The sequence below is a fragment of the Streptomyces sp. NPDC027185 genome, assembly GCF_055567035.1.
This window is the reverse complement of record NZ_JBVHRF010000005.1, coordinates 404478-427105: the sequence shown is the minus strand read 5'-3', so window position 1 is coordinate 427105 and position 22628 is coordinate 404478. Positions and strand designations below refer to the sequence as shown.

The window sequence follows — 22628 nt, the reverse complement described above, 5'->3', positions numbered from 1 at the left end:
GGCGACTGTGCAACTCCACGACGTCTGGTTCGTCCTCATCGCCGTGCTCTGGACGGGCTACTTCTTCCTGGAGGGCTTCGACTTCGGGGTCGGTGTCCTCACCAAACTGCTCGCCCGGGACCGCGCCGAGCGGCGCGTCCTGATCAACACCATCGGTCCGGTCTGGGACGGCAACGAGGTGTGGCTGCTCAGTGCGGGCGGTGCCACCTTCGCCGCCTTCCCGGAGTGGTACGCCACCCTCTTCTCCGGGTTCTACCTGCCGCTGCTGCTGATCCTCGTCTGCCTGATCGTGCGCGGTGTCGCCTTCGAGTACCGCGCCAAGCGGAGCGAGGAGCGGTGGCAGCGCAACTGGGAACACGCGATCTTCTGGGCCTCGCTGCTGCCCGCGTTCCTGTGGGGCGTGGCGTTCGGCAACATCGTGCACGGTGTGAAGATCGACGCGCACAAGGAGTACGCCGGGACCGTCCTGGACCTGCTCAACCCGTACGCGCTGCTGGGCGGGCTGGTCACGCTGACGCTGTTCACCTTCCACGGTGCGGTCTTCACCGCGCTCAAGACGCTCGGTGACATCAGGGAGCGGGCCCGCCGGATGGCGACCGGTCTCGGGCTGGTCGCCGCGGCGCTGGCGGCGGCGTTCCTGATCTGGACGCAGGCGCACGGGGGCGACGGCGCCAGTCTGGTCGCGCTCATCGTGGCGGTGGTCGCGCTGGTCGCGGCGCTCGGGGCCAACCGGCTGGGCCGGGAGGGCTGGGCGTTCTCCTTCTCCGGTCTCACGATCGTCGCCGCGGTGGCGATGCTCTTCCTGACGCTCTTCCCGAACGTCATGCCGTCGACGTTGAACGGCGCCTGGAGCCTCACCGTCACCAACGCCTCGTCCAGCCCGTACACCCTGAAGATCATGACCTGGTGCGCGGGGATCGCGACGCCGATCGTGCTGCTCTACCAGGGATGGACGTACTGGGTGTTCCGCAAGCGCATCGGCACCCGGAACATCGCCGACGCCCATTAGGAGGCGGCCGTGGTGCTCGTCCGCGAGGGCCACGGCCTCCGACCGGGGCGGCACCGGCCCTTGAGGGACCGGCGCCCTCCCGGACCGCCAGCCCGCGCCCGCCGGGCGGTGCCGCTCCGGCCGGAGCGGCGTCAACCGGCTTGCCAGGACGGATGTTTCACGTGAAACCCATCGACCCGCGCCTGCTCCGTCACGCCCGCGCCACCCGCGGATTCCTCGTCGCCGTGGTGCTCCTCGGGCTGGCCGGCGCGGGTCTCGTCATCGGTCAGGCGATGCTCATCGCCGAGATCGTCGTCGGCGCCTTTCAGCAGGGCCGCGACCTCACCGGCCTGGCCGTTCCCCTCGCATTGCTCGCCGCCGTCTCCGCCGGGCGCGGGCTGGTCTCCTGGCTCACCGAACTCGCCGCGCACCGCGCGAGCGCCGCGGTCAAGTCCGAGCTGCGGACCCGGCTGGTGGAACGGGCGGCGCTGCTCGGGCCGGGCGCGGGCACCCGGACCGCCACCGGCGACGGCGGCGCGGAGCGGGGGCCGGACAGCGGGGAGCGGCGTACCGGTGAACTCACCACCCTCGCCACCCGCGGTATCGACGCGCTGGACGACTACTTCGCCCGCTACCTGCCGCAGCTCGGCCTCGCCGTCGTCGTGCCCGTCGCGGTGCTGGCGCGGATCGTCACCGGCGACTGGATCTCCGCGCTCACCATCGTCGTCACACTGCCGCTGATCCCGTTGTTCATGGTGCTCATCGGCTGGGCCACCCAGGCGCGGATGGACCGGCAGTGGCGGCTGCTGTCCCGGCTCTCCGGCCACTTCCTCGACGTCGTCGAGGGGTTGCCGACCCTGAAGGTCTTCGGCCGGGCCAAGGCCCAGGCCACCGCCATCCGTACGCTGACCGGCGCCTACCGCCGGGCCACGCTGCGCACCCTGCGGATCGCGTTCCTCTCCTCGTTCGCGCTGGAACTCCTCGCCACGCTCTCCGTCGCGCTGGTCGCCGTCGGTATCGGGATGCGGCTGGTCCACGGCGAACTCGACCTGACCACCGGGCTGATGGTGCTGATCCTGGCGCCCGAGGCGTATCTGCCGCTGCGGCAGGTCGGCGCGCAGTACCACGCGGCGGCGGAGGGCCTGGCGGCGGCGGAGGAGATCTTCGCCGTGCTGGAGACGGAGCTGCCGCCCGCCGGGACGGCCCCGGCGCCCGCCGGTACCGCGCTGACCGTCGACGGGCTCACCGTCCGCCACCCGGGCCGCCGCGCCCCGTCGCTCCCGGCGACCTCGTTCGAGGTACGGGAGGGCGAGACGGTCGCGCTGACCGGTCCGTCCGGCGCCGGGAAGTCCACCCTGCTCGCCGCCGTCCTCGGCTTCGCCGCGCCGTCCGGGGGCCGGGTCCTCGTCGACGGCACCGACATCGCCACGCTCGACCCCGGGAGCTGGCGCGCCCGGATCGCCTGGGTGCCGCAGCAGCCGCACCTCTTCGCCGGGACGCTCGCCGAGAACGTCCGGCTGGCGCGTCCGGACGCCGACGACGCGGCGGTGCGCCGGGCGCTGCGGGACGCCGGGGCACTCGACTTCACCGACGCGCTCCCGGATGGCGCCGACACCCGGATCGGCGAGTCGGGCGCGGGTCTTTCCGCAGGTCAGCGGCAGCGCATCGGGCTGGCGCGGGCGTTCCTCGCCGACCGGCCGATCCTGCTCCTGGACGAGCCGACCGCCAATCTGGACGGGGCGACGGAGGCGGCCGTCGTCGACGCGGTCCGCCGGTTGACGGCCGGCCGGACGGTGCTCCTCGTCGTCCACCGCCCGGCGCTGCTGGCGGTGGCGGACCGGGTGGTGCGGCTGCCGGATCCGGTGGAGGACGACGGGGCGGTACGGGGGGAGCGCGCCACGGTGCCGGCTCCCGGGGAGGCGCCGCGGTCCGCCGGGGCGCCGGCCGTTCCGGACGGCGACGCCACCGTTCCGGATGGCGCGGAGGACTCCGGTACCCCGGCCGCGTCCCCCTCGTCCGGTGGTTCCGCGCTCACCCGGCTGCGGCGGCTGGCGCGGGCGCGCCGGGGCCGGTTCGCGCTGGCGCTGCTGCTCGGCAGTCTCGCGCTGGGCAGCGCGATCGGGCTGATGGCGACGTCCGGCTGGCTGATCTCCCGGGCCTCCGAGCAGCCGCCGGTGCTCTATCTGATGGTGGCGGTCACCGCGACCCGGGCGTTCGGTATCGGCCGCGCGGTGTTCCGGTACGCGGAGCGGCTGGTGGCGCACGACGCGGTGTTCCGGATGCTCGCCGACGTACGGGTGGCGGTCTACCGGCGGCTGGAGCGGCTGGCGCCCGCCGGGCTGCGGGAGCGGCGGCGCGGCGATCTGCTCTCCCGGCTGGTCGCCGATGTCGACGCGGTGCAGGACCACTTCCTGCGCTGGCTGCTGCCGGTCGGCGCGGCGGTGGTGGTCGGTGCGGGCACCGTCGGCTTCACCGCGTGGCTGCTGCCGGAGGCGGGCGCGGTGCTCGCCGCCGGTCTGCTGCTGGCGGGCGCCGGGGTGCCGCTGCTGTCGGCCGCGCTGTCCCGGCGGGCGGAGCGCCGGCTGGCCCCGGCCCGCGGCGCGCTGGCCACCCGCGTCGTCGACCTGCTCACCGGCACCGCCGAACTGACCGTCGCGGGCGCGCTGGCCTCCCGTACCGCCGCGGTGCGGGAGGCGGACGGGGAGCTGACCCGGATCGCGTCCCGTTCGGCGCGGGCCGCCGGGGTGGGTGCCGGGCTGTCGGCGCTGCTGAGCGGGGTGACCGTCGCGCTCTCCGCGGTGCTGGGTGTGGGGGCGGTGCACGACGGGCGGCTGGACGGTGTCCTCCTCGCGGTCGTGGTGCTGACGCCGCTGGCGGCGTTCGAGGCGGTGGCCGGGCTGCCGCTCGCGGCGCAGTACCGGCTGCGGACCCGCCGCGCCGCCGAGCGGGTCTTCGAGGTGCTGGACGCGCCCGCGCCGGTCCGGGAGCCGCAGGCGCCGAAGGCCGCGCCCGGCGCGCCGTTCCCGCTGGTCGTACGGGAGTTGACGGCGCGCCACCCGGGGCAGGCGGCTCCGGCGCTTGACGGGGTCGGTTTCACGTTGGACGCCGGGCGGCGGCTCGCCGTCGTCGGGCCGTCCGGCTCGGGGAAGACCACGCTGGCGCAGGTGCTGCTGCGGTTCTTGGACCGGGAGGGCGGCGCGTACACGCTGGCCGGGGCGGACGCCGCGGAGCTGGACGGCGACGCGGTGCGGCGGCTGGTCGGGCTCTGCGCCCAGGACGCGCACGTCTTCGACAGTTCGCTGCGGGAGAACCTGCGCCTCGCCGCACCGGGGGCGAGCGGCGACGGTGACCTGTGGGAGGCGCTGGAGCGGGCCCGGCTCGCACCGTGGGTGCGGTCGCTGCCCGAGGGGCTCGACACCATGGTCGGTGAGCACGGCGCCCGTCTCTCGGGCGGTCAGCGCCGCCGGTTGGCGCTGGCCCGCGCCCTGCTGGCGGACTTCCCGGTCCTCGTCCTGGACGAGCCCGCCGAGCACCTGGACCTGGCGACCGCCGACGCGCTCACCGCCGATCTGCTGGCCGCGACCGAGGGCCGCACCACGGTCCTGATCACCCACCGGCTCACCGGACTCGACGCGGTCGACGAGATCCTGGTGCTGGACGGCGGCCGCCCCGTCCAGCGCGGCGGCTACGCGGAGCTGGCCGCGGCCGACGGCCCGTTCCGCCGGATGCTGGACCGCGAGCGGGCGGTGGACGCGGTGTACGGTCCCGGGGCCGCGGGGGAGCGGGCGGGGGCGGCGGGGCGCGAGACCGTGGCGGGGGCGGCGCGCGGGTAGCGGGTTGCGCCCCCGGCCGGCCCGGGGCGCAACCGCACCGTTCCCGCACACCGCCGCAAACGCCGCAAACCCGCCCGTATTAGGCTCGGGGTATGGCAGCCACCGAAGGGTCTTCCGTACCGCAGGACGCCGGGCAGCCCGGGGCGGACACCGACGCGTTGCAGGCCGCCACGGAGGCGACCCGCAGCCTCCAGGGGCTCTCCGCGGAGCTGACCGCGCGGGTGCCGCGCCTGATGGAGGCGATGCGCACCGTCGGCGCCGGACTCGACCTGCACGTCACCCTCGACCGCATCGTGCAGACCGCCGCCGAGCTCGCCGACGCCAAGTACGCCGCGATCGGCATCATCGACGAGGCGCGCGAGGGCCTGTCGGACTTCGTCACGTACGGCGTGACCGCGCAGGACCGGCGGCGTATCGGCGCGCTGCCCGACGGCCACAGGGGGCTGCTCGGCGCGCTCATCCACGACCCGCAGGCGCTGCGGCTGGCCGACCTCACCCGGGACCCCCGCTCGTGCGGCTTCCCCCCGGGGCATCCGCCGATGCGGACGTTCCTCGGGGTGCCGATCCGCGTCCAGCACGAGATCTTCGGCAACCTCTACCTGACGGAGAAGCACGGCGGCGGCGAGTTCAGCGAGGAGGACCTGCACATGGTGCGGGTCCTCGCCACCGAGGCGGGCATCGCCATCGGCAACGCCCGCCTCTACGCCGCGACCCGGCAGCGCGAGCACTGGATCGACGGGTCCGTCGCCGTCACCACCGAACTGCTCAAGGGCAGCGACGTGGACGACGCGCTCGCCGTCGTCGCCGAACAGGCCCGCCTCCTCGCCGACTCGGCGGCCGGGATCGTGCTGCTGCCCGACGAGGACGGCGGCCTGGAGATCGTCGCGGTGTCGGCGGACGAACCGGCCGGGATCATGGGCACGCAGATCCCGCCGGACAGTCCGGTGGCGGAGCAACTGCTCGCCGGGGAGCCGCTGTTCATCGACGACTCGGCCACCGACCCGAGGATGGTCACCCCGCTGGCGCCGCGGTTCGGGCCGAGCATGATGCTGCCCCTCAAGAGCGACGGGCGGGTGCTGGGCACCCTCGCCACCCCCAGGGCGCGCGGCGGCCGGCCCTTCACCACGGCCGAACGCACCCTGGCCACGCAGTTCGCCGCACAGGCGGCGCTGGCGCTGGTCCTCGCCGACGCACAGCGCGACCGGGCACGGCTCGCCGTCTACGAGGACCGCGACCGCATCGCCCGGGACCTCCACGACCTGGTCATCCAGCGGCTGTTCGCCACCGGGATGCTGCTGGAGAGCGCTCAGCGGCGGGCCGTGGTGCCCGAGGTGAAGGAGAATTTGGCCAAGGCCGTCGACGAGTTGGACGTGACGATCCAGGAGATCCGGACGGCGATCTTCGCCCTCCAGCAGGAGCCCGCCGAGGCGCCGTCCGGGCTGCGCACCCGGGTGCTGCGGGAGGTCGGCACGGCCGCCGTTCCGCTGGGCTTCCGGCCGTCGGCGTCGTTCATCGGCCCGGTCGACGCCCGGGTCGGCGAGCTGACCGGCAAGAACCTCATCGCCGCGGTCCGCGAGGCGCTCTCGAACGCGTTCCGGCACGCTCGGGCGTCCCGTATCGAGGTCGTCGTCGACGCGACGGTGACGCTGCCGGACGGCACCGACGGTGTCCGCCTGACCGTCGCCGACGACGGCATCGGCATCCCCGCGGACGGCCGCCGCAGCGGCCTGCGCAACCTCGCCAAACGCGCCGAGGCCCTGGGCGGATCGAGCACCCACGGCCCCGGCATCGGCCCGGACGGCGCAGGTACGACGGTGGTGTGGGAGGCGCCGCTGTGAGGGCGCGGTCCGTGCGCCGCACGGCGCGCGGGACGGTGGTGTGCGCGGGGCCGCGGGGGAGCGTGCGGGCACCTGACGCACGCCGGGCCAGGGCCGGTCCGCGGTGGGGCGTGCGGGCGGCCGGTGCGCGCCGGGTCGGACGGGCCACGTCGGGGGCGTGCGGGTGGTGGCGCGCGCCCGGGGCCGGTGACGGCGCGCGGGGCCTGGGCGCGGCACGTCGGCCGGGCCGCGGCGGGCCGTACGGAGCGGGTGAGCGGCGCCGCCCGTGCCCGGTCGTCGCGCCGCCCTGTACCGCCTCTAGGCGCCCAGCAGCCGTTCGATGACGGCCGCGACACCGTCCTCGTTGTTGGAGACGGTGCGTCCGGTGGTGACGGCGAGGACGTCGGGGTGGGCGTTGGCCATGGCGTACGAGGCGCCCGCCCAGGCCAGCATCTCCATGTCGTTGGGCATGTCCCCGAAGGCGGTGACCTCCTCCGGGGCGATCCCGCGCTCCGCGCAGCACCGGGCGAGCGTCCCCGCCTTGCTCACCCCCAGGCCGCTGATCTCCAGCAGGGCGGTGGGGCTGGAGCGGGTGATCGAGGCGAGCGACCCGGCGGTCCGCCGCGCCAGCGCGAGGAACGCGTCCGGGTCCAACGTGCCGTGGTGCGCGAGCAGTTTGAGCACCGGCTGTCCCGCGCCCGCCGTGGGGATGTCCCCGGCGACGACCCCGGGGGCCGCGACCCCGGGAACGGCGCTCACCGTACGGGGCGGAGCGGCGCCGGAGGCCGTCACCGGGCCACTGTCCGGCGCCACCGGGTGGGCACCCTCAGCCGCCACCGGGCCGGGAGCCGTCGCCTCCTGGGGTGCGCCGGTTCCCTCGTCCGCCGGTCCCATGGCGAGGGGGGCGGGCCCCGGGGGCGGGGCGAAGTCGTCGGCGAGGAGCTTCTCCACCGGGGCGGTAACGGCGGCCGGGTCGCGGTGGAAGGGCGGGTAGTGCGGCTCGTAGTGGATCCCGCCGGTCCGCTCGACCGCGAACGACGTACCGGGCGCGGCGCTCCGCAGCGCCTCCACCACCGCCCGCGCGGCCACCTCCGGCAACGGGCTGACCTCCACGAACCGGCGGCCCCGGTGCAGATCGACGACGGCCGCGCCGTTCGCGCAGATCGCCAGCCCGTGGCCGTGGACGTGATCGCTGACGATGTCCATCCACCGGGCCGGGCGCCCGGTGACGAAGAAGACGTCCACCCCGGCCCGCTCGGCGGCGGCGAGCGCGGCGATGGTCCGCTCCGAGACCGTCTTGTCGTCGCGCAGCAACGTCCCGTCGAGATCGGTCGCGATCAGCCGGGGCAGCGCCCCCGGACCGGGGACTCGGGGGTACGTCGGAGAGGTCACGGACTCAATCTTCGCGTACGGGGCGGTGAGGGGAACCCCTGGGGCGGAAGGGGCTCCCGCCGTCAGGGCGCGGGGCGCCGGGGCGGAAGCGGGCCGGCGCCCGTCAGCCCAGCTGCCCCGGTGCCTCGACCGCGATCGCCTCGAACACGTCCTGGTCCGCCGCGAAGTCCGTGTCCGGGATCGGCCAGTGGACGACCAGTTCGTCGAAGCCGAGGTCCCGGTGGCGGCCGGCGAAGTCGACGAAGGCGGCGACGGACTCCAGGGGGCGGGCGCGGTCCGGGGTGAAGCCGGTGAGGAGGATCTTGTCGAGGGTGGCGGCGTCGCGTCCGGCGTCGGCGCACGCCTTGCCGAGCTTGTCCAGCTGGGCCCGGAGCGCGTCGACGGACTGGGCGGGGGTGCCCGTCGTGTACAGCTTCGGGTCGCCGGTGGTCACCCATGCCTGGCCGTGGCGGGCGGCGAGCTTGAGACCGCGCGGGCCGGTCGCGGCGACGGCGAAGGGCAGACGGGGGCGCTGCACGCAGCCGGGGATGTTCTGCGCGCCGCCCGCGGCGTAGAAGGTGCCGTCGTGGGTGACGGTGTCCTCGGTGAGCAGCCGGTCCAGGAGGGGGACGAACTCGGCGAAGCGGTCGGCCCGCTCGCGCGGCGTCCACGGTTCCTGGCCACTGGGGGCGAGGGCGCTCGCGTCGAACCCGGTGCCGCCCGCGCCGATGCCGAGGGTGATCCGGCCGCCGGAGATGTCGTCGAGCGAGATCAGTTCCTTGGCGAGGGTGACCGGGTGGCGGAAGTTCGGCGAGGTGACAAGGGTGCCCAGCCGCATCCGCTCGGTGACGCCCGCGGCGGCGGTGAGCGTCGGCACGGCGCCGAACCACGGCCCGTCGCGGAACGGGACCCGCCAGGACAGGTGGTCGTACGTGTACGCGGTGTGGAAACCCAGCTCCTCCGCCCGCTGCCAGGCGGCGCGGCCCCCCTCGTGCCACCTGCGGTACGGGAGGATCACGGTGCTCAGACGCAGACTCATACCTGCCAGCGTACGGGGGCGGGGCCGGCCGGGCGGGCGCGTGCCCGGGGCCGGGCGCGCACACGGGGGCGGCGGACGGCCGCACCGGGATGTCCCCCTCGGGGCGGGCACGCGCACCGGGTGCGCCGGACCCCTCGCCTCCGGGTGCGCCGGGCCCGGCGCGATAGCGCTGTCCACCCGCGGTGACCTGGGGAGTTGCGGGGCTGAGCGGCACCCCCAAGTGGTGGTGGTGCGGTGCCGTGGTGGCGCAAACAATACGGAATGGCTGGTAGCTACACGTGTGTGGTCAAGGGGGCGAATCGGGGAGCAGGCGAACCCGTCCCGTAGCGGAGTGACCGGTAGGGCGCTCCGGCGGCGGGGAGGCCGGCTGCCGTGCCCGCGCGTCCCGGGGACCGTCCGGTGCCGTTGCCGCGAGGCGTCCGAACGCCTCGCGGCGGCGCCGAGCCGCCCCGGGGCACGGGCCTGACCCGCACGGAAGGGAAAGCGGACGGATGACGGAGCAGTGCGCGGCACGGTCGCGCGGCGGGCCGGGCCGGCCGCCGCCCGCCGTCTCCCGGCGCGGGGAGCGCCGGGAAGCGCCCGTCGGCACGGCCGCGCCCGCGAGGTCCCCCACCGCCTCGCCGTTCCTCCGGGGCTGCCCCTGACCGGCCTGCCCGCCCCCGGGACACCGCTTCTCCGGCAGGGATCCGCCGATGGCGCCGGACCCCTCCGCCCCCGGGGCCACGCCCCGTACGCCCCCGGCGCCCGGGACCACCCGCACGCCCCTTCGCGCTCCCGGACACACCCGATCCGCACACCGGCCGTACGCCGCGCCGGTGCCCACGACCTCAGGAGAGGCGCATGACCGCGCACCACGAGACCGCACCACCGCCGTCGCCCGTCACCGTCATCACCGGCAGCAGCCGGGGCATCGGCCGGGCCCTGGCCCTTCAGCTGGCGCCCGGGGGCGGGGCGATCGTCGTCAACTGCAAGAGCGGGGTCGAGGCCGCCGAGGCGACCGCCGAGGAGATCCGCGCGCTCGGCGCGGAAGCACTGGTGGTCCAGGCCGACGTCGAGCGGCCCGAGGACATCGAGCGCCTCTTCGCCACGGTGGCCGAGCGCTACGGCCGCCTCGACGCCTTCGTCTCCAACGCGGCCGCCGGACCGCTGCGCCCCGTCACCGAACTGCGCCTGCACCACCTCGACCGCAGCCACGCGACCAACTCCCGCGCGTTCTTCCTCGCCGCGCTGGCCGCGTCGGAGCTGATGACGGACGGCGGTCGCATCGTGGCGATGTCGTCCATCGGTGCGGACTTCGCCCTGCCCTCCTACGGGGCGATGGGCGTGCAGAAGGCGGCGACCGAGGCGTGGGTGCGCTCCCTGGCCTGCGAACTCGCCCACCGGGGCATCACGGTCAACGCCGTCAGCGGCGGCATCATCGACACCGGCACCATGCAGGCGTTCGCCCGCGACACCGGCATGGACCTGCCCGCCACCCTGCGCAACGTCCCCGTCGGACGGATGGGCGGCCCCGACGAGATGGCCGCGCTCGCCGCGTTCCTCCTCACCCCGCAGGCCGCGTACATCACCGGGCAGACCCTCGTGGTCGACGGCGGCCTCTCCGCGGCCCACCCCGGGATCGTCCCGGTGTCCGTCCCCGGGGCGGCCGGGTGAGCGCGGACGGCGCCACCGGGCGGCCCGGCTCGGCGCTCGTCGCCGGCGGCACCTCGGGGCTGGGCCTGGCCACCGCCCGCGCGCTGCTGGCCCGGGGCCACGAGGTGGTCCTCCTCGCCCGCGGCCGGGAGACGGGCGAGCGCGCCCTGGAGGAGCTGGGCCCCGGCGCGCACCTGGTGACCGGCAGCGTCACCGACCCGGACGCCGTCGCGCGGGCCCTGGACCGGGCGGAGGAGGCCGCTCCGCTGCGCATCGGCGTCAACTGCGCCGGCGTGGGACACATCGGCACCACCCTCTCCGCCCGGGGACCGCACCCCCTCGCGGAGTTCGCCGGGACCGTCGAGGTGAACCTCACGGGCGCGTTCAACGTGGCGCGGCTGGCGGCCGAACGGATGGCCCGTAACACGCCGGCCGACGGCGAGCGGGGCGTCCTCGTCCAGACCGCGTCGTCCGCCGCGTACGAGGGGCAGCGCGGGCAGGCCGCGTACGCGGCGTCGAAGGCCGGGCTGATCGGGATGACCCTGCCGATGGCCCGGGACCTGGGGCGGTACGGCATCCGCGTCGTCACGCTGGCGCCCGGGATGTTCGAGACGCCGCTGCTCGGCGTGCTGCCCGACCCGGCCCGCGACGCGATCCGCGCCGAACTCCCGCACACGGACGCCTTCGGTGACCCCGTCCATTTCGCCGCCCTCGTCCTGCACGTCCTGGACAACCCGATGCTCAACGGGGCCACCCTCCGCGTCGACGGCGGGCTGCGGCTGCCGTCGGGCCTGCGGCCCCGGCCCGCCCCCGTACCGGAGTGAGAGTGCTCGACCAAGATCTGGTGAACCACCGCACCTACGTCTGGCGCACCCCGCCGGACCTGGACCGATGGCGCCACGAGAGCGACGGACTGGGCTTCGTCCGGCGTCTGATGTCCGACCCGGCGCCCTGTCTGCCCGCCGTCGCGATGCTCGGCGACGTCACGCTCGACGAGGTGGAGCCCGGCCGGGTCGTGCTCTCCTGCCGCCCCGGAAGGCACCTGGCCAGCTTCCCCGGGGTGATGCACGGCGGGGTCATTGCCACGCTCTGCGACACGGCCGCGGCGCTGGCCACCCAGGCCCGGCTGCCCGCCGGGTACGGCGGCGCCACCGCCGACCTCGCCGTGCGGATGCTGCGCCCGGTGCGCACCGGCGACGAGCCCGTCCTGTGCACCGGCACGGTCGTCGAGGGTGATCTCCGGCGCGCCCTGACCGAGGCCCGGGTGACCGGCGCCGACGGCACCCTCTACGCCCACGCCACCGCCACCATGCTGCTCCGCCCCTGCCCGCCGCCCGACGACCCGTCCCATGCGTGAGAACAGGACCGTGACGATGCCCCAGCCCCAGCCCTTCCCGTACGAGATCGCCGGTGTCGCCACCGAGACCGGCCGCATCATGCCGATCGAGGAGTGGGCGGACCTCGCCCGACTGCCCCACCGCAAACGGCCCGAGCACCTGTCGGGACAGGACCTGCGGCGGATCTTCAACGTCACGGCCAAGAGCCACGACCCGGAACTCTTCCGGGACTTCGACACCATCGTGCGGACCGCCCGCCGCGCCCTGGACGCCGCACGGATACGCCCCGAGGACCTCGACTGCCTGTTCCTCGCGACCGCCAGCCCCTTCGAGGGGCTGCTCGACCAGGACGCCTTCAACCTGGCCCGGCTCATCGGGCTCGACGACGGGGTGGTGCCCATCCAGGCGGGCGCCGGCTGCGCCGGGGTGGCCCGCGCCGCCTCCCACATCGCCCGCGCCAACTACCGCAACGCGCTGGTCGTCACGTACTTCCTGCCCAGCCGGGCGATGTTCGACGAGAACGGCGAGCTGTACCCGGTCTACCGCACCGCGCCCGACGCCCCGATGCTGACGTGGGCCAGCCCGGCCACCTTCTCCGACGCCGCCGCCGCGCTGGTCTTCACCCGGGGCGACGACGCCGGGGACGCGGTGCTGTACTCCCGCGACGCCCAGTCCTTCGACGGCGGTCCGGGCCTGACCCACCCGCTCGTGCGGTACGTGGAGGGCGGCGCGGGCGGCACCTCGCTCTCCGACGTGGCGGGGCGTCCGCGGTACTCCATCAGCCCGCCGCACATCCGCCACTACTACCCGACGGCGATGCGCATCAACGACGCGCAGCTGCGCGAGGCCACCACGCACTACCCCGACAAGGTCGCGCGGATCTACACGCACCAGGGCTCGCCGACGATGGTCCAGGACCTCATCGAGGAGCTGGGGCTGCCCCGGGAGAAGATCCCGAGCAACGCGGCGGCCCTGGGCAACACCGTGTCCGCGTCGACCGTGCTGATGCTCCACGACGACCTGCGGGCGGGGACGCTCGGCGGCGGCGACCGGGTCTGCTTCAGCGTGGTCGGCTCCGGCCCCGAGCGCGGCGCGCTCACCGTCCCGCTGGCGGCGACCTGCGAGTCCGCGGAGTGACTCCGGCGCCCCGGCGCGCGGCGGTTCCGCCCGCGCCGGGGCACCCGCCAACGGGAGCCGCGGGGCCGGCGCCCCCGTAGGGCGTGTGGTGCCCGCCGTGGCGCGGGCACCTCGTACCGGCTCCGGTGGCCGCTGCGCCGCCCCCGCTGACCTGGTCTTACTCCGCGTACAGGCAGGAAGAGGGAGAATTGGGGGCGAGCGGCGCAGTGAGCGGGGCCCGGCGCGCGGGGAGCCGCGTACGCCGGGGCCGCCCGGTGCGCGAAGGCGCGGCGCGTGGAGGAAGTCATGGCACGGACCCGATTCGCCCCCGACCGCGGGCTGACCTCGCGGATGGTCACCACGATGTTCTTCATCGGACTGCTGTACGTGGTCGTCGTCGGCGCGCTGGTGGTGCTGCTCAAGGGTGCCTGGGTGATCGTGTTGCTGCTGGCCGGCGGGATGTTCGTCGCGCAGTTCTGGTTCAGCGACCGGATCGCCGCGTTCAGCATGGGCGCGCGGGAGGTCACCCCGGAGCAGGCGCCCGAACTGCACGGCGCCGTCGACCGGCTGTGCGCGCTGGCGGACATGCCGAAGCCGCGGGTCGCCATCGCCGAGACGGACGTCCCGAACGCCTTCGCCACCGGGCGCAACCGGAAGAACTCCATGGTGTGCGCCACGACGGGCCTGCTGCGGCGGCTGGAGCCGGAGGAGCTGGAGGGCGTCCTCGCCCATGAGCTGTCGCACGTCGCGCACCGCGATGTCGCGGTGATGACCATCGCGTCGTTCCTGGGCGTGCTGGCCGGGATCATCACCCGCGCCGCCCTGTGGAGCGGCGTCGGCCGCAACAACCGCGACCAGAACGCCGCGATCGCCGTCCTCGTGGTGACCGCGGTCAGCGCGGTGGTCTACGCGATCAGCTTCCTGCTGACCCGGCTGCTGTCCCGGTACCGCGAGCTGTCCGCCGACCGTGCCGCCGCGATCCTCACCGGCCGCCCGTCGGCGCTGGCCTCCGCGCTGACCAAGGTCACCGGGCAGATCGCCCGGATCCCCACCGACGACCTGCGCAAGTCGCAGCCGTTCAACGCCTTCTTCTTCGCCCCGGCGTTCAACAAGGAGACCTTCAGCCGGCTGCTGTCCTCGCACCCGACGCTGGAGCAGCGGCTCGATCAGCTGGGCCGGATCTCGGCACAGCTGGGGCGCCCGTGACGGCGCGTGCGCCCCAGGGCGCGCATGTCCGGGGCGGCGGCGCGCCGTCCCCCCGGCCCGGTGGGCGTGCACCGGGCGGGGCGCGAGGCGAGCGGGGAGAATGACGCCATGGGATTTCTGGACGCCCTCCTCGGCCGCAGCAAGCAGGTACGCCCCGACCTCGACCAGCTCTTCGCGCTGCCGTCCGCGGCGGTGACCCTGGAAGCGGCGGCGGACTTCAGGCCGACCGGCCGCGGTTCGGTCTGTTTCGCCAGCGTCGAGGGCGGTGAGTTCGCCCGCATCCAGGCGGACGTCCGTGCCCTCCTGGGCGCGCCGGTCGACTTCAGCCAGGATGCGTACGGCTACACCTGGATGCAGGCCCGGCACGATCCGCAGGACGTGGCGGGCCTGGTCAACGACCTGCACGCGGTGAACTCCGCCCTGGAGGGCGCCGGTTTCGGCCCGCAGCTGCTCTGCTCGCTGATGGGTTTCGAGGACGGCCAGGGGCGGCGGCTGGCGCTCGTCTACCTCTACAAGCGCGGCACGTTCTACCCCTTCGCCCCCGCGGCCGACGGCTCCGAGAAGCGCGACAACCCGCTGGAACTCCAGGTCAAGGCGATGCTCGGGGACGATCTGCGGATCGAGAGCGATCTCGCGCGGTGGTTCCCGGTGTGGGGAGCGCCCGGACTCTGAGCCGGTACGACGAACGGGTCCGTCCCGGGGAGCACTCCCCGGGACGGACCCGTTTCCCGTAGGCGGCGCCCCTACGGGGCCGGCGGATGCTGCTCCTCCGTGGGGGCGGAGCCGTGGCCTGGCCCGTCGTCGTGGGCGGTGTCGTCGTGGTCGCCGCTGGGGGCGAGACCGTGGCGGGTACGGACCCGTTCGCTCGCCTCACGGGCCTTCGCGGAGCCGATCTCCTCCGCCGCCCAGCGGGCCCAGTCCTCCTGTGCGGCCGTCATCCGCAGCCCGTACTCCAGGGCGAGCCGCCCGTAGACGGAGATCATGTCGTCGTCCCAGTCGGCCTCGTCGTCGATCCGGCGGAGTTTTTCGTGGAGCTCGGCGGTGGCGTGGGCGCGCCCGAGGAGGTACGTCCGGGCCTCCAGCGGGGTGAGGAGGCCGAGGAAGAAGACCCGCAGCAGGCTGTCGTCGCGCTGCGGGCCGCCGGGCTCGACCTCGGCGAGCCAGTGCTGCAGCTCGTTGAGACCCTTCCGGGTGATCGCGTACTCCTTGCGGCCGCGGGGGCCGTGCGCGGAGACCTCGGCCAGGCCGGCGGAGGTGAGCTTGGCCAGCTCGCCGTAGACCTGGCTCTGCGTGGCCGGCCAGGTGTTGGCCAGGGACACGTTGAACAGCTTCATCAGGTCGTAGCCGCTGGCCGGGGCTTCGGACAGCAGGCCCAGTACGGCGTGTTTCAGGCTCATACCCGCACACTAACTCCCACCTTCCACTATTGACACGTCGCGGGGGCACCTTCTACTTTTGACATGTCGGAACAGAAACGTCTGCGGGCGTGGCCCGCCGGTGGGGGGAGAAGTCGTGCAGTACCTGCGGGGATTCATTCCATGGCTGGCCTTCGGCCTCGTGTCCGCGGCCGGCTGGCAGTGGGGCGCGCTGGCCGGCCTGGCGCTCGCGGCGGTGTTCCTTCTCACCGACCGCACCGCGGGCTGGGCGCCCGCCGAGCGCCTGCTCGACTACGGCACCGTCCTCTTCTTCACGGCCCTCGCCGCCTTCGCCTTCCTCCGGCCGGAGAGCGGCCTCAAGGTCTACGCCGGTTCCCTCTCCATGGGCTGGCTGGCGCTCCTCGCCTGGGGCTCGATCGCCGCGGGGCGCCCCTTCACCCTCGCCGTGGCCCGCCGCCGGGTGGCGCCCGAGATCGCCGCGAGCCCCCTCTTCCTGAAGATCAACACCGTCCTCACCGCGGCCTGGGCGCTCTCCTTCACCCTCACCGCCCTCGCCCAGGCGGCGCTGTCCTTCCGCGGCGGGTACCCGGGCCTCTCCGTCCTGGTGCAGATCGCCGGGTTCGTCCTCCCGGCCCGCTTCACCGCCGCCTACCCGGAGCGGGCCCGCGCCCGGTACCTCCGTGAAACCGCCCCGCAGCATGTGGCCCACACCCAGGGAGCCTGACGCCATGACCACGCCATCCGCCCCGCACCTCGCCGGCAACTTCGCCCCGGTGCCGGATGAACTCACCGCCCACGCCCTGCCGGTCACCGGCACCGTCCCGCCCGAGCTGACCGGCTGGTACCTGCGCAACGGCCCCAACCCGCACGCCGCCGCCTCGGCGCACTGGTTCCTCGGCGACGGCATGGTCCACGGCGTCCGCCTCGAAGCCGGCCGCGCCACCGCCTACCGCAACCGCTGGGTGCGCACCACGACCTTCACCGACGGCGCCCGCCTCGTCGACGACCGGGGGAACTTCGACCACACCGCCGGCCTCGCCAACACCCACGTCGTCCGGCACGCAGGCCGCACCCTGGCACTGGTCGAGTCGTCCTTCCCCTACGTACTCGACGACCGTCCGGGCCATGAGCTGGAAACGCTCGGCCCGTACGACTTCGACGGCCGTCTGGGCACCGCGATGACCGCCCACCCGAAGACCTGCCCCACCACCGGTGAGCTGCACTTCTTCGGCTACGGCGGACTCCGGCCGCCGTACCTCACCTATCACCGCGCCGACGCCGCCGGGGAGTTGACGGTCAGCCGCCCGATCGACGTGCCGAGCCACACGATGATGCACGACTTCCATCTCACCGATGCCCACGTCGTCTTCATGGACCTCCCCGTCGTCTTCGACCACACCCACCCCGGCCTGCCCTACCGCTGGGAACCGGAGTACGGCGCCCGCCTCTGCGTCCTGCGGCGCGACGACCCGTTCGGCCCGGTCCGCAGCCTCCCCATCGACCCCTGCTACGTCTTCCACGCCCTCAACGCCCACGACGACGGCGACGACCGCATCGTCCTGTACGTCTCCCGGTACGCCGCCTTCGACGGAGCGGCCCCGGCGCACCTGTGGCGGTGGACCCTCGATCTGACCTCCGGCACCGTCCGCGAGGAGCAACTCGACGATCAGGACAGCGAGTTCCCCCGGATCGACGACCGCCTCGCCGGGCGCCCCGCCCGCTTCGGTCACACCACCGTCGCCGAGGGCCCCGGCTCCGGCCCGGTCCCCGGCGCGCTGCTCCGGTACGACCTGCGGAGCGGAACGTACGAGCGGTACGGCTTCGGGCCCGGCCGCACCCCCGGGGAAGCGGCCTTCGCCCCCGCCGACGACACCCCCGGCGGCCCCGGCTGGTTGCTGACCTATGTCCATGACGCGGCGACGGACACCAGCGATCTCGTGATCCTCGACGCGGAGGACATAACCGCCGGCCCCGTCGCCACCGTCCACCTGCCCCGACGCGTCCCCTACGGCTTCCACGGCAACTGGCTCCCCGACCCGGCCCGCTGACCGGCCCGGTGCCACGGCGTACCCGGCCTGCTCCTTGACAACAGCACAGTGCGAGAAAGGCGGGAGCGGGGCGTGCTCCCGGCCGGGCCGGTGATCAGCCGTGGCCCGGGGTGGCCGGTGGGCTCAACTGCCGCTGTCGCCGGTTCTCCCTGGCGGCCGGTGAGGCAGCTGCGGCTGTCGCTGGTTCCGGGGTGGCGTGGAGGCTCAGCCGTGGCCCAGGCAACGACCGGCTGTGGCCTCGGCCTCAGGTGGGGCCCGCCCCGCCGGTCGTGGGGCAGGCCCCTCCCGCGGGGCGCGCTGTGGCCTCGGCGCCGGGGGCCGGGGCCGTGACCTCCGGCCCTACGCCGTGGGTGCGCGGCGCCACCGATGTGACCAGGGCGTCCAGGGTGCGGGCCTGGACCTCCCGCCGTGCGGCCGCCGCGAGGAACGCGGCCGTGTTCTCCGGGCCGACGAGTTCCCGCACGGCCGCGACCGCGTCGGCGGGCAGCATGACCGCCACCTGATCCGCCCCGCCCCGGGGGGCAGGGCCGTATCCGGCCCCGGCAGGCGCCCCGGCGGCGTCCTCCCGCGGCGGACGCCGAGGCGTGGCGGCGTACCGGCCCGGCCCGGCGGCAAAGAGCCCCTGGGCGCCCGCCCCGGAGCCGGCCCCCTGGCCACCGGTGGCCCCGGACCCGTCGCGCCCGAGCCCGCCGCTTCCGGGCCCGCCGCCCCCGGGTGCGTCGGCACCGTCGCCCGGCGGGAGGGCGACGGTGAGGTGCTCGCGCAGATGGCGGGTGGCGAGGGTCCGCATCGCGCGGGCGAGTTCGGCGTCGATGGTCTGCCGGGCCAGTGGGCGCAGCCGCCGGATCAGCTCCGCGGCCTCGGCCGCCGCGGCTTCCGTCGGCGGATGGTCGAGGAACGGCCGGAAGACGTGCTCGGTGGTGAAGTCCAGGAAGCGGGAGGCGATGTGCTCGACCTGTGCGCGGACCTCCCGCAGATGGGTGGCGACGGCGGCGAGCGGGACACCCGCCGAGTGCAGTTCGGCGGCGACGGCCAGCTCCTGCGGGCTGGGTACCGCGTACACGTCGGACCGGCCCGGCACGGGCTCCAGGACGCCGAGTTCGACGGCCTCGGCGAGGGCCGCTCCGTCGAGCGCCGAGCCGTCCGCCGCGCCGCCGAACGCGTCGTGCAGCTGCTCGACGGTGATCAGGGACGCCTGTTCGTCGCTCCAGGGTCCGTCGAGTTCGGCGGCCAACCCGAGCACCCCGCCGAGGTCCCGTCCGGCGTCCCAGGCTTCCAGGAGTTCCTTGATGCTGGCGAGGGTGTAGCCGCGCTCCAGCAGGTCGGTGATCTGCCGCAGCCGCGTGAGGTGGGCATCGCCGTAGACGTTGGCCCGGCCCCGGCGCTCCGGGCGGGGCAGCAGACCACGGTCCTGGTAGGCGCGGATGGTCCGGACGGTGGCGCCGCTGAGGCGGGCCAGATCCTCGATGCGGTACTCCGGCTGCGGCTGGTCGGTCAAGGCGGTGCTCCTCACAGGTCGGCCGCGCCGCCCACCGCACCCGCCGCGGCGCGTACGACCGGGGAGGCGCCGGCGGGGCGACGGCCGTACAACGCCCCGTCCTGCGAGGGATGGTACGGCCGCCCCGGACGGGCCCGCACCGCGTCGGGGGCCGGGCCGGTCCCAAGCGCCCGGCCCCCGACGCGGGACCGGCTCACAGCGGCGGTTCGAGCCGGGCGACGGCGCGCAGTGCCCGGGGCGCGACGCGGGAGAGGAAGCGGGCGCCGCGCGCCTCGGGGGTGACGGGCACCACCGCCTGATTACGGGCCACGGCCCGCAGTACGGCGTCGGCGACCTTCTCCGGCGGGTAGTTGCGCAGCCCGTAGACGCGGGTGGCCTTGGCCTGGCGGGCCTTCTCCTCGTCGGCGGAGACCCCGGTGAAGCGCGAGGTGGCGGTGATGTTGGTGTTGACCAGCCCGGGGCAGATCGCCGAGACCCCGATGCCCTGGCCCGCCAGCTCGGCGCGGAGGCACTCGCTGAGCATCAGCACCGCCGCCTTGGACGTGCTGTACGCGGGCAGCGCCCGGGACGGCTGGAACGCCGCGGCGGAGGCGGTGTTGACGATGTGCCCGCCCTGACCGCGTTCCGCCATCCGCCTGCCGAACGTCCGGCAGCCGTGGATGACGCCCCAGAGGTTGACGTCCAGGACCTTCCGCCAGTCCTCCACCGAGGTTTCCATGAAGGAGCCCGACAGGCCGATGCCGGCGTTGTTCACCAGCACATCGACCGTGCCGTAGGTGGTGTGGACGTGCTCCGCGAGCTTCTCCATCGCCGCCGCGTCCGCGACGTCGGCCACCTCGCCGTACGCCTCGGGCGCGCCGATCAACCGGGCCATGTCGGCGGTGCGGGCGGCGCCCTCGGCGTCCCGGTCCACCGCGATGATCCGCGCGCCGGCCTCCGCGAAGGCGAACGCCGTCGCCCGGCCGATGCCGCTCGCCGCCCCGGTCACCAGCACCAGCTGTCCGCCGAACCGGTCCGCGTACGCCCCGGACGCCGCGACCTCCTTCGCCGGGTCGCCCTCCTCCTGTGCGTGGATGAACTCCGTGATCCAGGCGGCAAGTTGATCGGGGCGGGTGCGCGGCACCCAGTGCTTGGCGGGAAGGGTGCGGCGGGTCAGCCGGGGCGCCCACCGGTCGAGGTCGTCGTAGAGCCGTTCGGAGAGGAAGGCGTCACCGGTCGGCGTGATGAGCTGCACTGGGCAGTGCGCGTAGGCGTCGTCGCGGGGGCGGGTCAGCCGGGAGCGGACGTTGTCGCGGTACAGCCAGGCGCCGTGGGCCGCGTCGCGGGGCAGCGAAGACGTCGGGTAGGCGTCGCCCGGCACCTTCTCGAACCGCGCCATGAGCGCCGGCCAGCGCTTGCCGAGCGGACCCTTCCAGGCCAGCTCCGGGAGGGCCGGGGTGTGCAGGGCGTAGACGTACCAGGACTTCAGGGACTGCGACAGGAGGTGCGCGGCGCGGCGGGGGGTGGGCCGCTTGAGGCGCCGCTTGATCCAGTGGCCGAAGTGGTCGAGGGACGGGCCCGACATGGAGGTGAACGACGCGATCCGGCCCTCCGTCCGCCGGACCGTCGCGAACTCCCAGGACTGCACCGAGCCCCAGTCGTGCCCCACCAGATGCACCGGCCGGTCCGGGCTGACGGCGTCGGCGACAGCGAGGAAGTCGTCGGTCAGCTTCTCCAGCGTGAAGCCGCCGCGCAGCGGCTGCGGCGCGGTGGAACGCCCGCAGCCCCGCACGTCGTACAGGACCACATGGAAGTGGCCGGCGAGCCGCAGCGCGACATCGGACCAGACCTCCTTGCTGTCCGGATAGCCGTGCACCAGCAGCACCGTGGGGCGCTCCGGGGCACCCAGTTCGGCGACGCACAGGTCGATGCCGCCGGTCCGTACCCGCCGCTCCCGGGCCCCCGGAATCCCGGCCCCCGGCGCGGCGGCGCCGTCCGCAGCACCTGTACCGGCGCTCCCGCCGTGCCCGCCACGCCCGTCCGGCCCGCCCCGCCCCGGAGCGCCCGCCCCGCCGGGCGCCGGAACCGCCCCGCCGACCGGGACTGCCCCGCCCTCCGGGGCGGATCCCCCGCTCCCGGAGCCAGCCGCACCGTGTGCGTCGTGCGCTCCGCGTCCCTCCACCGCGTCCGCCATGTGCGCGTCCTCGCCCTCTTCCCCGACTTCGTTGCCGACTTCGTTCCTGACTTCGTTCCCGGCGGTTTCACTTCCGGCGGTTTCGTTCCCGGCCGGATCCGGAAGCTGTCTCACGCGGCCTTCTCCTCCTGCCAGCGCCGGACGTGCGGCAGGTCGTCGTCCAGCCAGAAGGCGCTCTCCTGCGGGTCCTTGGAGTCCGTCACGACGAGGAGTTCCTCGAACTTCGCGCCCGTGCCCCGGAATCCGAGATGGGGCTCGACGGCCCACAGGCCCGGCTGCGGCGGATGGTCGGAGAAGGAGTACGGGCTCCACAGCGGGGACCAGCCCTCCCGGTGCCCGTGCAGCGCGTCCGCCGCCAGCCCCTTCAGGGACTGCGTCCCGAAGCCGAACACCGTGGGCGCCCACCGCCGCTCGCGTACCCGGTCGACCTTGTGGGCGATGACGCCGAACGGGTAGGCGCGGTGCCGGTTCGTATGTCCCTGGCGCACCATCAGGCGCTCGACGTCCTCGTAGATCTCGCGCAGCGGGCGGCGCTCGCGCACCTGGCGCAGGATCAGTTCACGGTGCGCCTCCAGGTCGGCCATCAGCCGGTCGTGCACCGGGTTGAGGCCGAGGCAGCCGGAGTAGCCGATGTCCGCGGTGAAACCGCGGTGTACCGGGGCCATGTCGAGGATGAACGGCATCCCCGGCTCCAGCCGCCGTCCCGTCGGGAAGAACTGCAGCGGTACGCGGAAGCCGGCGAACGCCGTCCGGTCCCCGAACCACGCGAACGGCAGGTGGAACCAGTCCCGCACCCCCCGCTCGCGCAGCCACACCCGCTGCATCCGGGCCGCCTCCCGTTCGGTCACCCCCGGCTTGAGCTGCGCGGCGACGGCCTCCGCGCAGGCGTAGGCGAGGCGTTGGACCTCCCGGAAGCCGCGCAGCCGCGCACCGAGGTCCCCGGTCGCCGCCGGATTCTGTGAGGTCACTGCAGGCATCGTCCACCGTCCGTCCGTGAGCAGAGCATTGCGGTACGTGCGCGTAACTTGACACTGATGAATGTGACAATGGCTGACGTCCACGTCAAGAGGAAGGGCGGAACCACCACCGAACCCCGCACATTCGCCCTCCGCGGACCCGCTCCCCCCTTGCCCGGACCCCGCGGGCGCTCCCCTCCACGCCCTGGCCCGCGCGCGCTTCGCAGCGCCTCCGCCC

Annotated in this window: 17 protein-coding genes; 11 read left to right on the top strand and 6 right to left on the bottom strand. The window is 74.7% G+C overall.

The features are described 5' to 3' along the window. Positions 1-7: 7 nt before the first annotated feature. The 3 genes from cydB (at position 8) to ACZ4M8_RS19175 (ending at position 6659) form a co-directional block, all read left to right on the top strand. The gene (cydB, locus tag ACZ4M8_RS19185; protein WP_467608822.1) at positions 8-1009 is read left to right on the top strand and encodes a cytochrome d ubiquinol oxidase subunit II; all 1002 of its coding nucleotides are present in this window, start codon (positions 8-10) and stop codon (positions 1007-1009) included. Positions 1010-1170: 161 nt separating this feature from the next. Beyond that, on the top strand, positions 1171-4821 hold the full coding sequence (gene cydD / locus ACZ4M8_RS19180; protein ID WP_467608819.1) for a thiol reductant ABC exporter subunit CydD: 3651 nt from the start codon (positions 1171-1173) through the stop codon (positions 4819-4821). A gap of 92 nt (positions 4822-4913) precedes the next feature. Then, a complete protein-coding gene (locus ACZ4M8_RS19175) occupies positions 4914-6659 on the top strand; it encodes a GAF domain-containing sensor histidine kinase (RefSeq protein WP_467608817.1) in 1746 nt (581 codons plus the stop codon). A gap of 297 nt (positions 6660-6956) precedes the next feature. On the opposite strand, the gene ACZ4M8_RS19170 is transcribed toward ACZ4M8_RS19175, so the two are convergent. Continuing rightward, on the bottom strand, positions 6957-8030 hold the full coding sequence (locus ACZ4M8_RS19170; RefSeq protein WP_467608815.1) for an HAD hydrolase family protein: 1074 nt from the start codon (positions 8028-8030) through the stop codon (positions 6957-6959). 103 nt (positions 8031-8133) lie between these two features. Beyond that, complete coding sequence (locus tag ACZ4M8_RS19165) at positions 8134-9048, bottom strand: LLM class flavin-dependent oxidoreductase (protein WP_467608812.1); 915 nt, start codon at positions 9046-9048, stop codon at positions 8134-8136. A gap of 840 nt (positions 9049-9888) precedes the next feature. On the opposite strand from ACZ4M8_RS19165, the gene ACZ4M8_RS19160 reads away from it, so the two are divergent. The 6 genes from ACZ4M8_RS19160 (at position 9889) to pspAB (ending at position 15011) form a co-directional block, all read left to right on the top strand. Beyond that, the gene (locus tag ACZ4M8_RS19160; RefSeq protein ID WP_467608810.1) at positions 9889-10701 is read left to right on the top strand and encodes an SDR family oxidoreductase; all 813 of its coding nucleotides are present in this window, start codon (positions 9889-9891) and stop codon (positions 10699-10701) included. Continuing rightward, entirely contained in the window at positions 10698-11504 is an 807-nt protein-coding gene (locus ACZ4M8_RS19155; protein ID WP_467608808.1) for an SDR family NAD(P)-dependent oxidoreductase, read from the top strand. Before ACZ4M8_RS19160 ends, ACZ4M8_RS19155 begins: the two co-directional genes overlap by 4 nt. 2 nt (positions 11505-11506) lie before the next feature. Beyond that, complete coding sequence (locus ACZ4M8_RS19150; protein ID WP_450958758.1) at positions 11507-12037, top strand: PaaI family thioesterase; 531 nt, start codon at positions 11507-11509, stop codon at positions 12035-12037. Between the two features lie 16 nt (positions 12038-12053). Beyond that, on the top strand, positions 12054-13154 hold the full coding sequence (locus ACZ4M8_RS19145; protein ID WP_467608806.1) for a 3-oxoacyl-[acyl-carrier-protein] synthase III C-terminal domain-containing protein: 1101 nt from the start codon (positions 12054-12056) through the stop codon (positions 13152-13154). A gap of 285 nt (positions 13155-13439) precedes the next feature. Next, positions 13440-14339 carry a zinc metalloprotease HtpX gene (gene htpX, locus ACZ4M8_RS19140; RefSeq protein WP_467608804.1) on the top strand — a complete coding sequence of 300 codons (900 nt, stop codon included), beginning with the start codon at positions 13440-13442 and terminating at the stop codon, positions 14337-14339. Positions 14340-14447: 108 nt separating this feature from the next. Then, positions 14448-15011 carry a PspA-associated protein PspAB gene (pspAB, locus tag ACZ4M8_RS19135; RefSeq protein WP_399088293.1) on the top strand — a complete coding sequence of 188 codons (564 nt, stop codon included), beginning with the start codon at positions 14448-14450 and terminating at the stop codon, positions 15009-15011. A 71-nt stretch (positions 15012-15082) separates the two neighbouring features. On the opposite strand, the gene ACZ4M8_RS19130 is transcribed toward pspAB, so the two are convergent. Continuing rightward, positions 15083-15736, bottom strand: a complete 654-nt coding sequence (locus tag ACZ4M8_RS19130) for a PadR family transcriptional regulator (protein ID WP_467608801.1) — start codon at positions 15734-15736, stop codon at positions 15083-15085. A gap of 115 nt (positions 15737-15851) precedes the next feature. Between ACZ4M8_RS19130 and ACZ4M8_RS19125 the strand changes: the two genes are divergently transcribed. Beyond that, positions 15852-16439, top strand: coding sequence for a hypothetical protein (locus ACZ4M8_RS19125; RefSeq protein WP_467608799.1), 588 nt, complete (start codon positions 15852-15854; stop codon positions 16437-16439). Between the two features lie 4 nt (positions 16440-16443). After that, positions 16444-17763 carry a carotenoid oxygenase family protein gene (locus ACZ4M8_RS19120; protein ID WP_467608797.1) on the top strand — a complete coding sequence of 440 codons (1320 nt, stop codon included), beginning with the start codon at positions 16444-16446 and terminating at the stop codon, positions 17761-17763. Between the two features lie 244 nt (positions 17764-18007). Here ACZ4M8_RS19120 and ACZ4M8_RS19115 read toward each other — a convergent pair whose 3' ends face one another. The 3 genes from ACZ4M8_RS19115 to ACZ4M8_RS19105 form a co-directional block, all read right to left on the bottom strand. Next, positions 18008-19261 (bottom strand): MerR family transcriptional regulator, encoded by a 1254-nt coding sequence (locus ACZ4M8_RS19115; RefSeq protein WP_467608795.1) that lies wholly within the window; start codon positions 19259-19261, stop codon positions 18008-18010. 193 nt (positions 19262-19454) lie between these two features. Further along, complete coding sequence (locus ACZ4M8_RS19110; protein WP_467609162.1) at positions 19455-21209, bottom strand: SDR family oxidoreductase; 1755 nt, start codon at positions 21207-21209, stop codon at positions 19455-19457. A gap of 335 nt (positions 21210-21544) precedes the next feature. Beyond that, on the bottom strand, positions 21545-22411 hold the full coding sequence (locus tag ACZ4M8_RS19105) for a M24 family metallopeptidase (protein WP_467608792.1): 867 nt from the start codon (positions 22409-22411) through the stop codon (positions 21545-21547). Positions 22412-22628 lie beyond the last annotated feature (217 nt).

What these genes read in the sequence shown, in the direction of transcription:
- ACZ4M8_RS19165 (WP_467608812.1), bottom strand. Translation starts at nt 9,048, where the DNA reads ATGAGTCTGCGTCTGAGCACCGTGATCCTCCCGTACCGCAGGTGGCAC.
- htpX (WP_467608804.1), top strand. Translation starts at nt 13,440, where the DNA reads ATGGCACGGACCCGATTCGCCCCCGACCGCGGGCTGACCTCGCGGATG.
- ACZ4M8_RS19160 (WP_467608810.1), top strand. Translation starts at nt 9,889, where the DNA reads ATGACCGCGCACCACGAGACCGCACCACCGCCGTCGCCCGTCACCGTC.
- ACZ4M8_RS19105 (WP_467608792.1), bottom strand. Translation starts at nt 22,411, where the DNA reads ATGCCTGCAGTGACCTCACAGAATCCGGCGGCGACCGGGGACCTCGGT.
- ACZ4M8_RS19130 (WP_467608801.1), bottom strand. Translation starts at nt 15,736, where the DNA reads ATGAGCCTGAAACACGCCGTACTGGGCCTGCTGTCCGAAGCCCCGGCC.
- ACZ4M8_RS19145 (WP_467608806.1), top strand. Translation starts at nt 12,054, where the DNA reads ATGCCCCAGCCCCAGCCCTTCCCGTACGAGATCGCCGGTGTCGCCACC.
- ACZ4M8_RS19175 (WP_467608817.1), top strand. Translation starts at nt 4,914, where the DNA reads ATGGCAGCCACCGAAGGGTCTTCCGTACCGCAGGACGCCGGGCAGCCC.
- pspAB (WP_399088293.1), top strand. Translation starts at nt 14,448, where the DNA reads ATGGGATTTCTGGACGCCCTCCTCGGCCGCAGCAAGCAGGTACGCCCC.
- ACZ4M8_RS19120 (WP_467608797.1), top strand. Translation starts at nt 16,444, where the DNA reads ATGACCACGCCATCCGCCCCGCACCTCGCCGGCAACTTCGCCCCGGTG.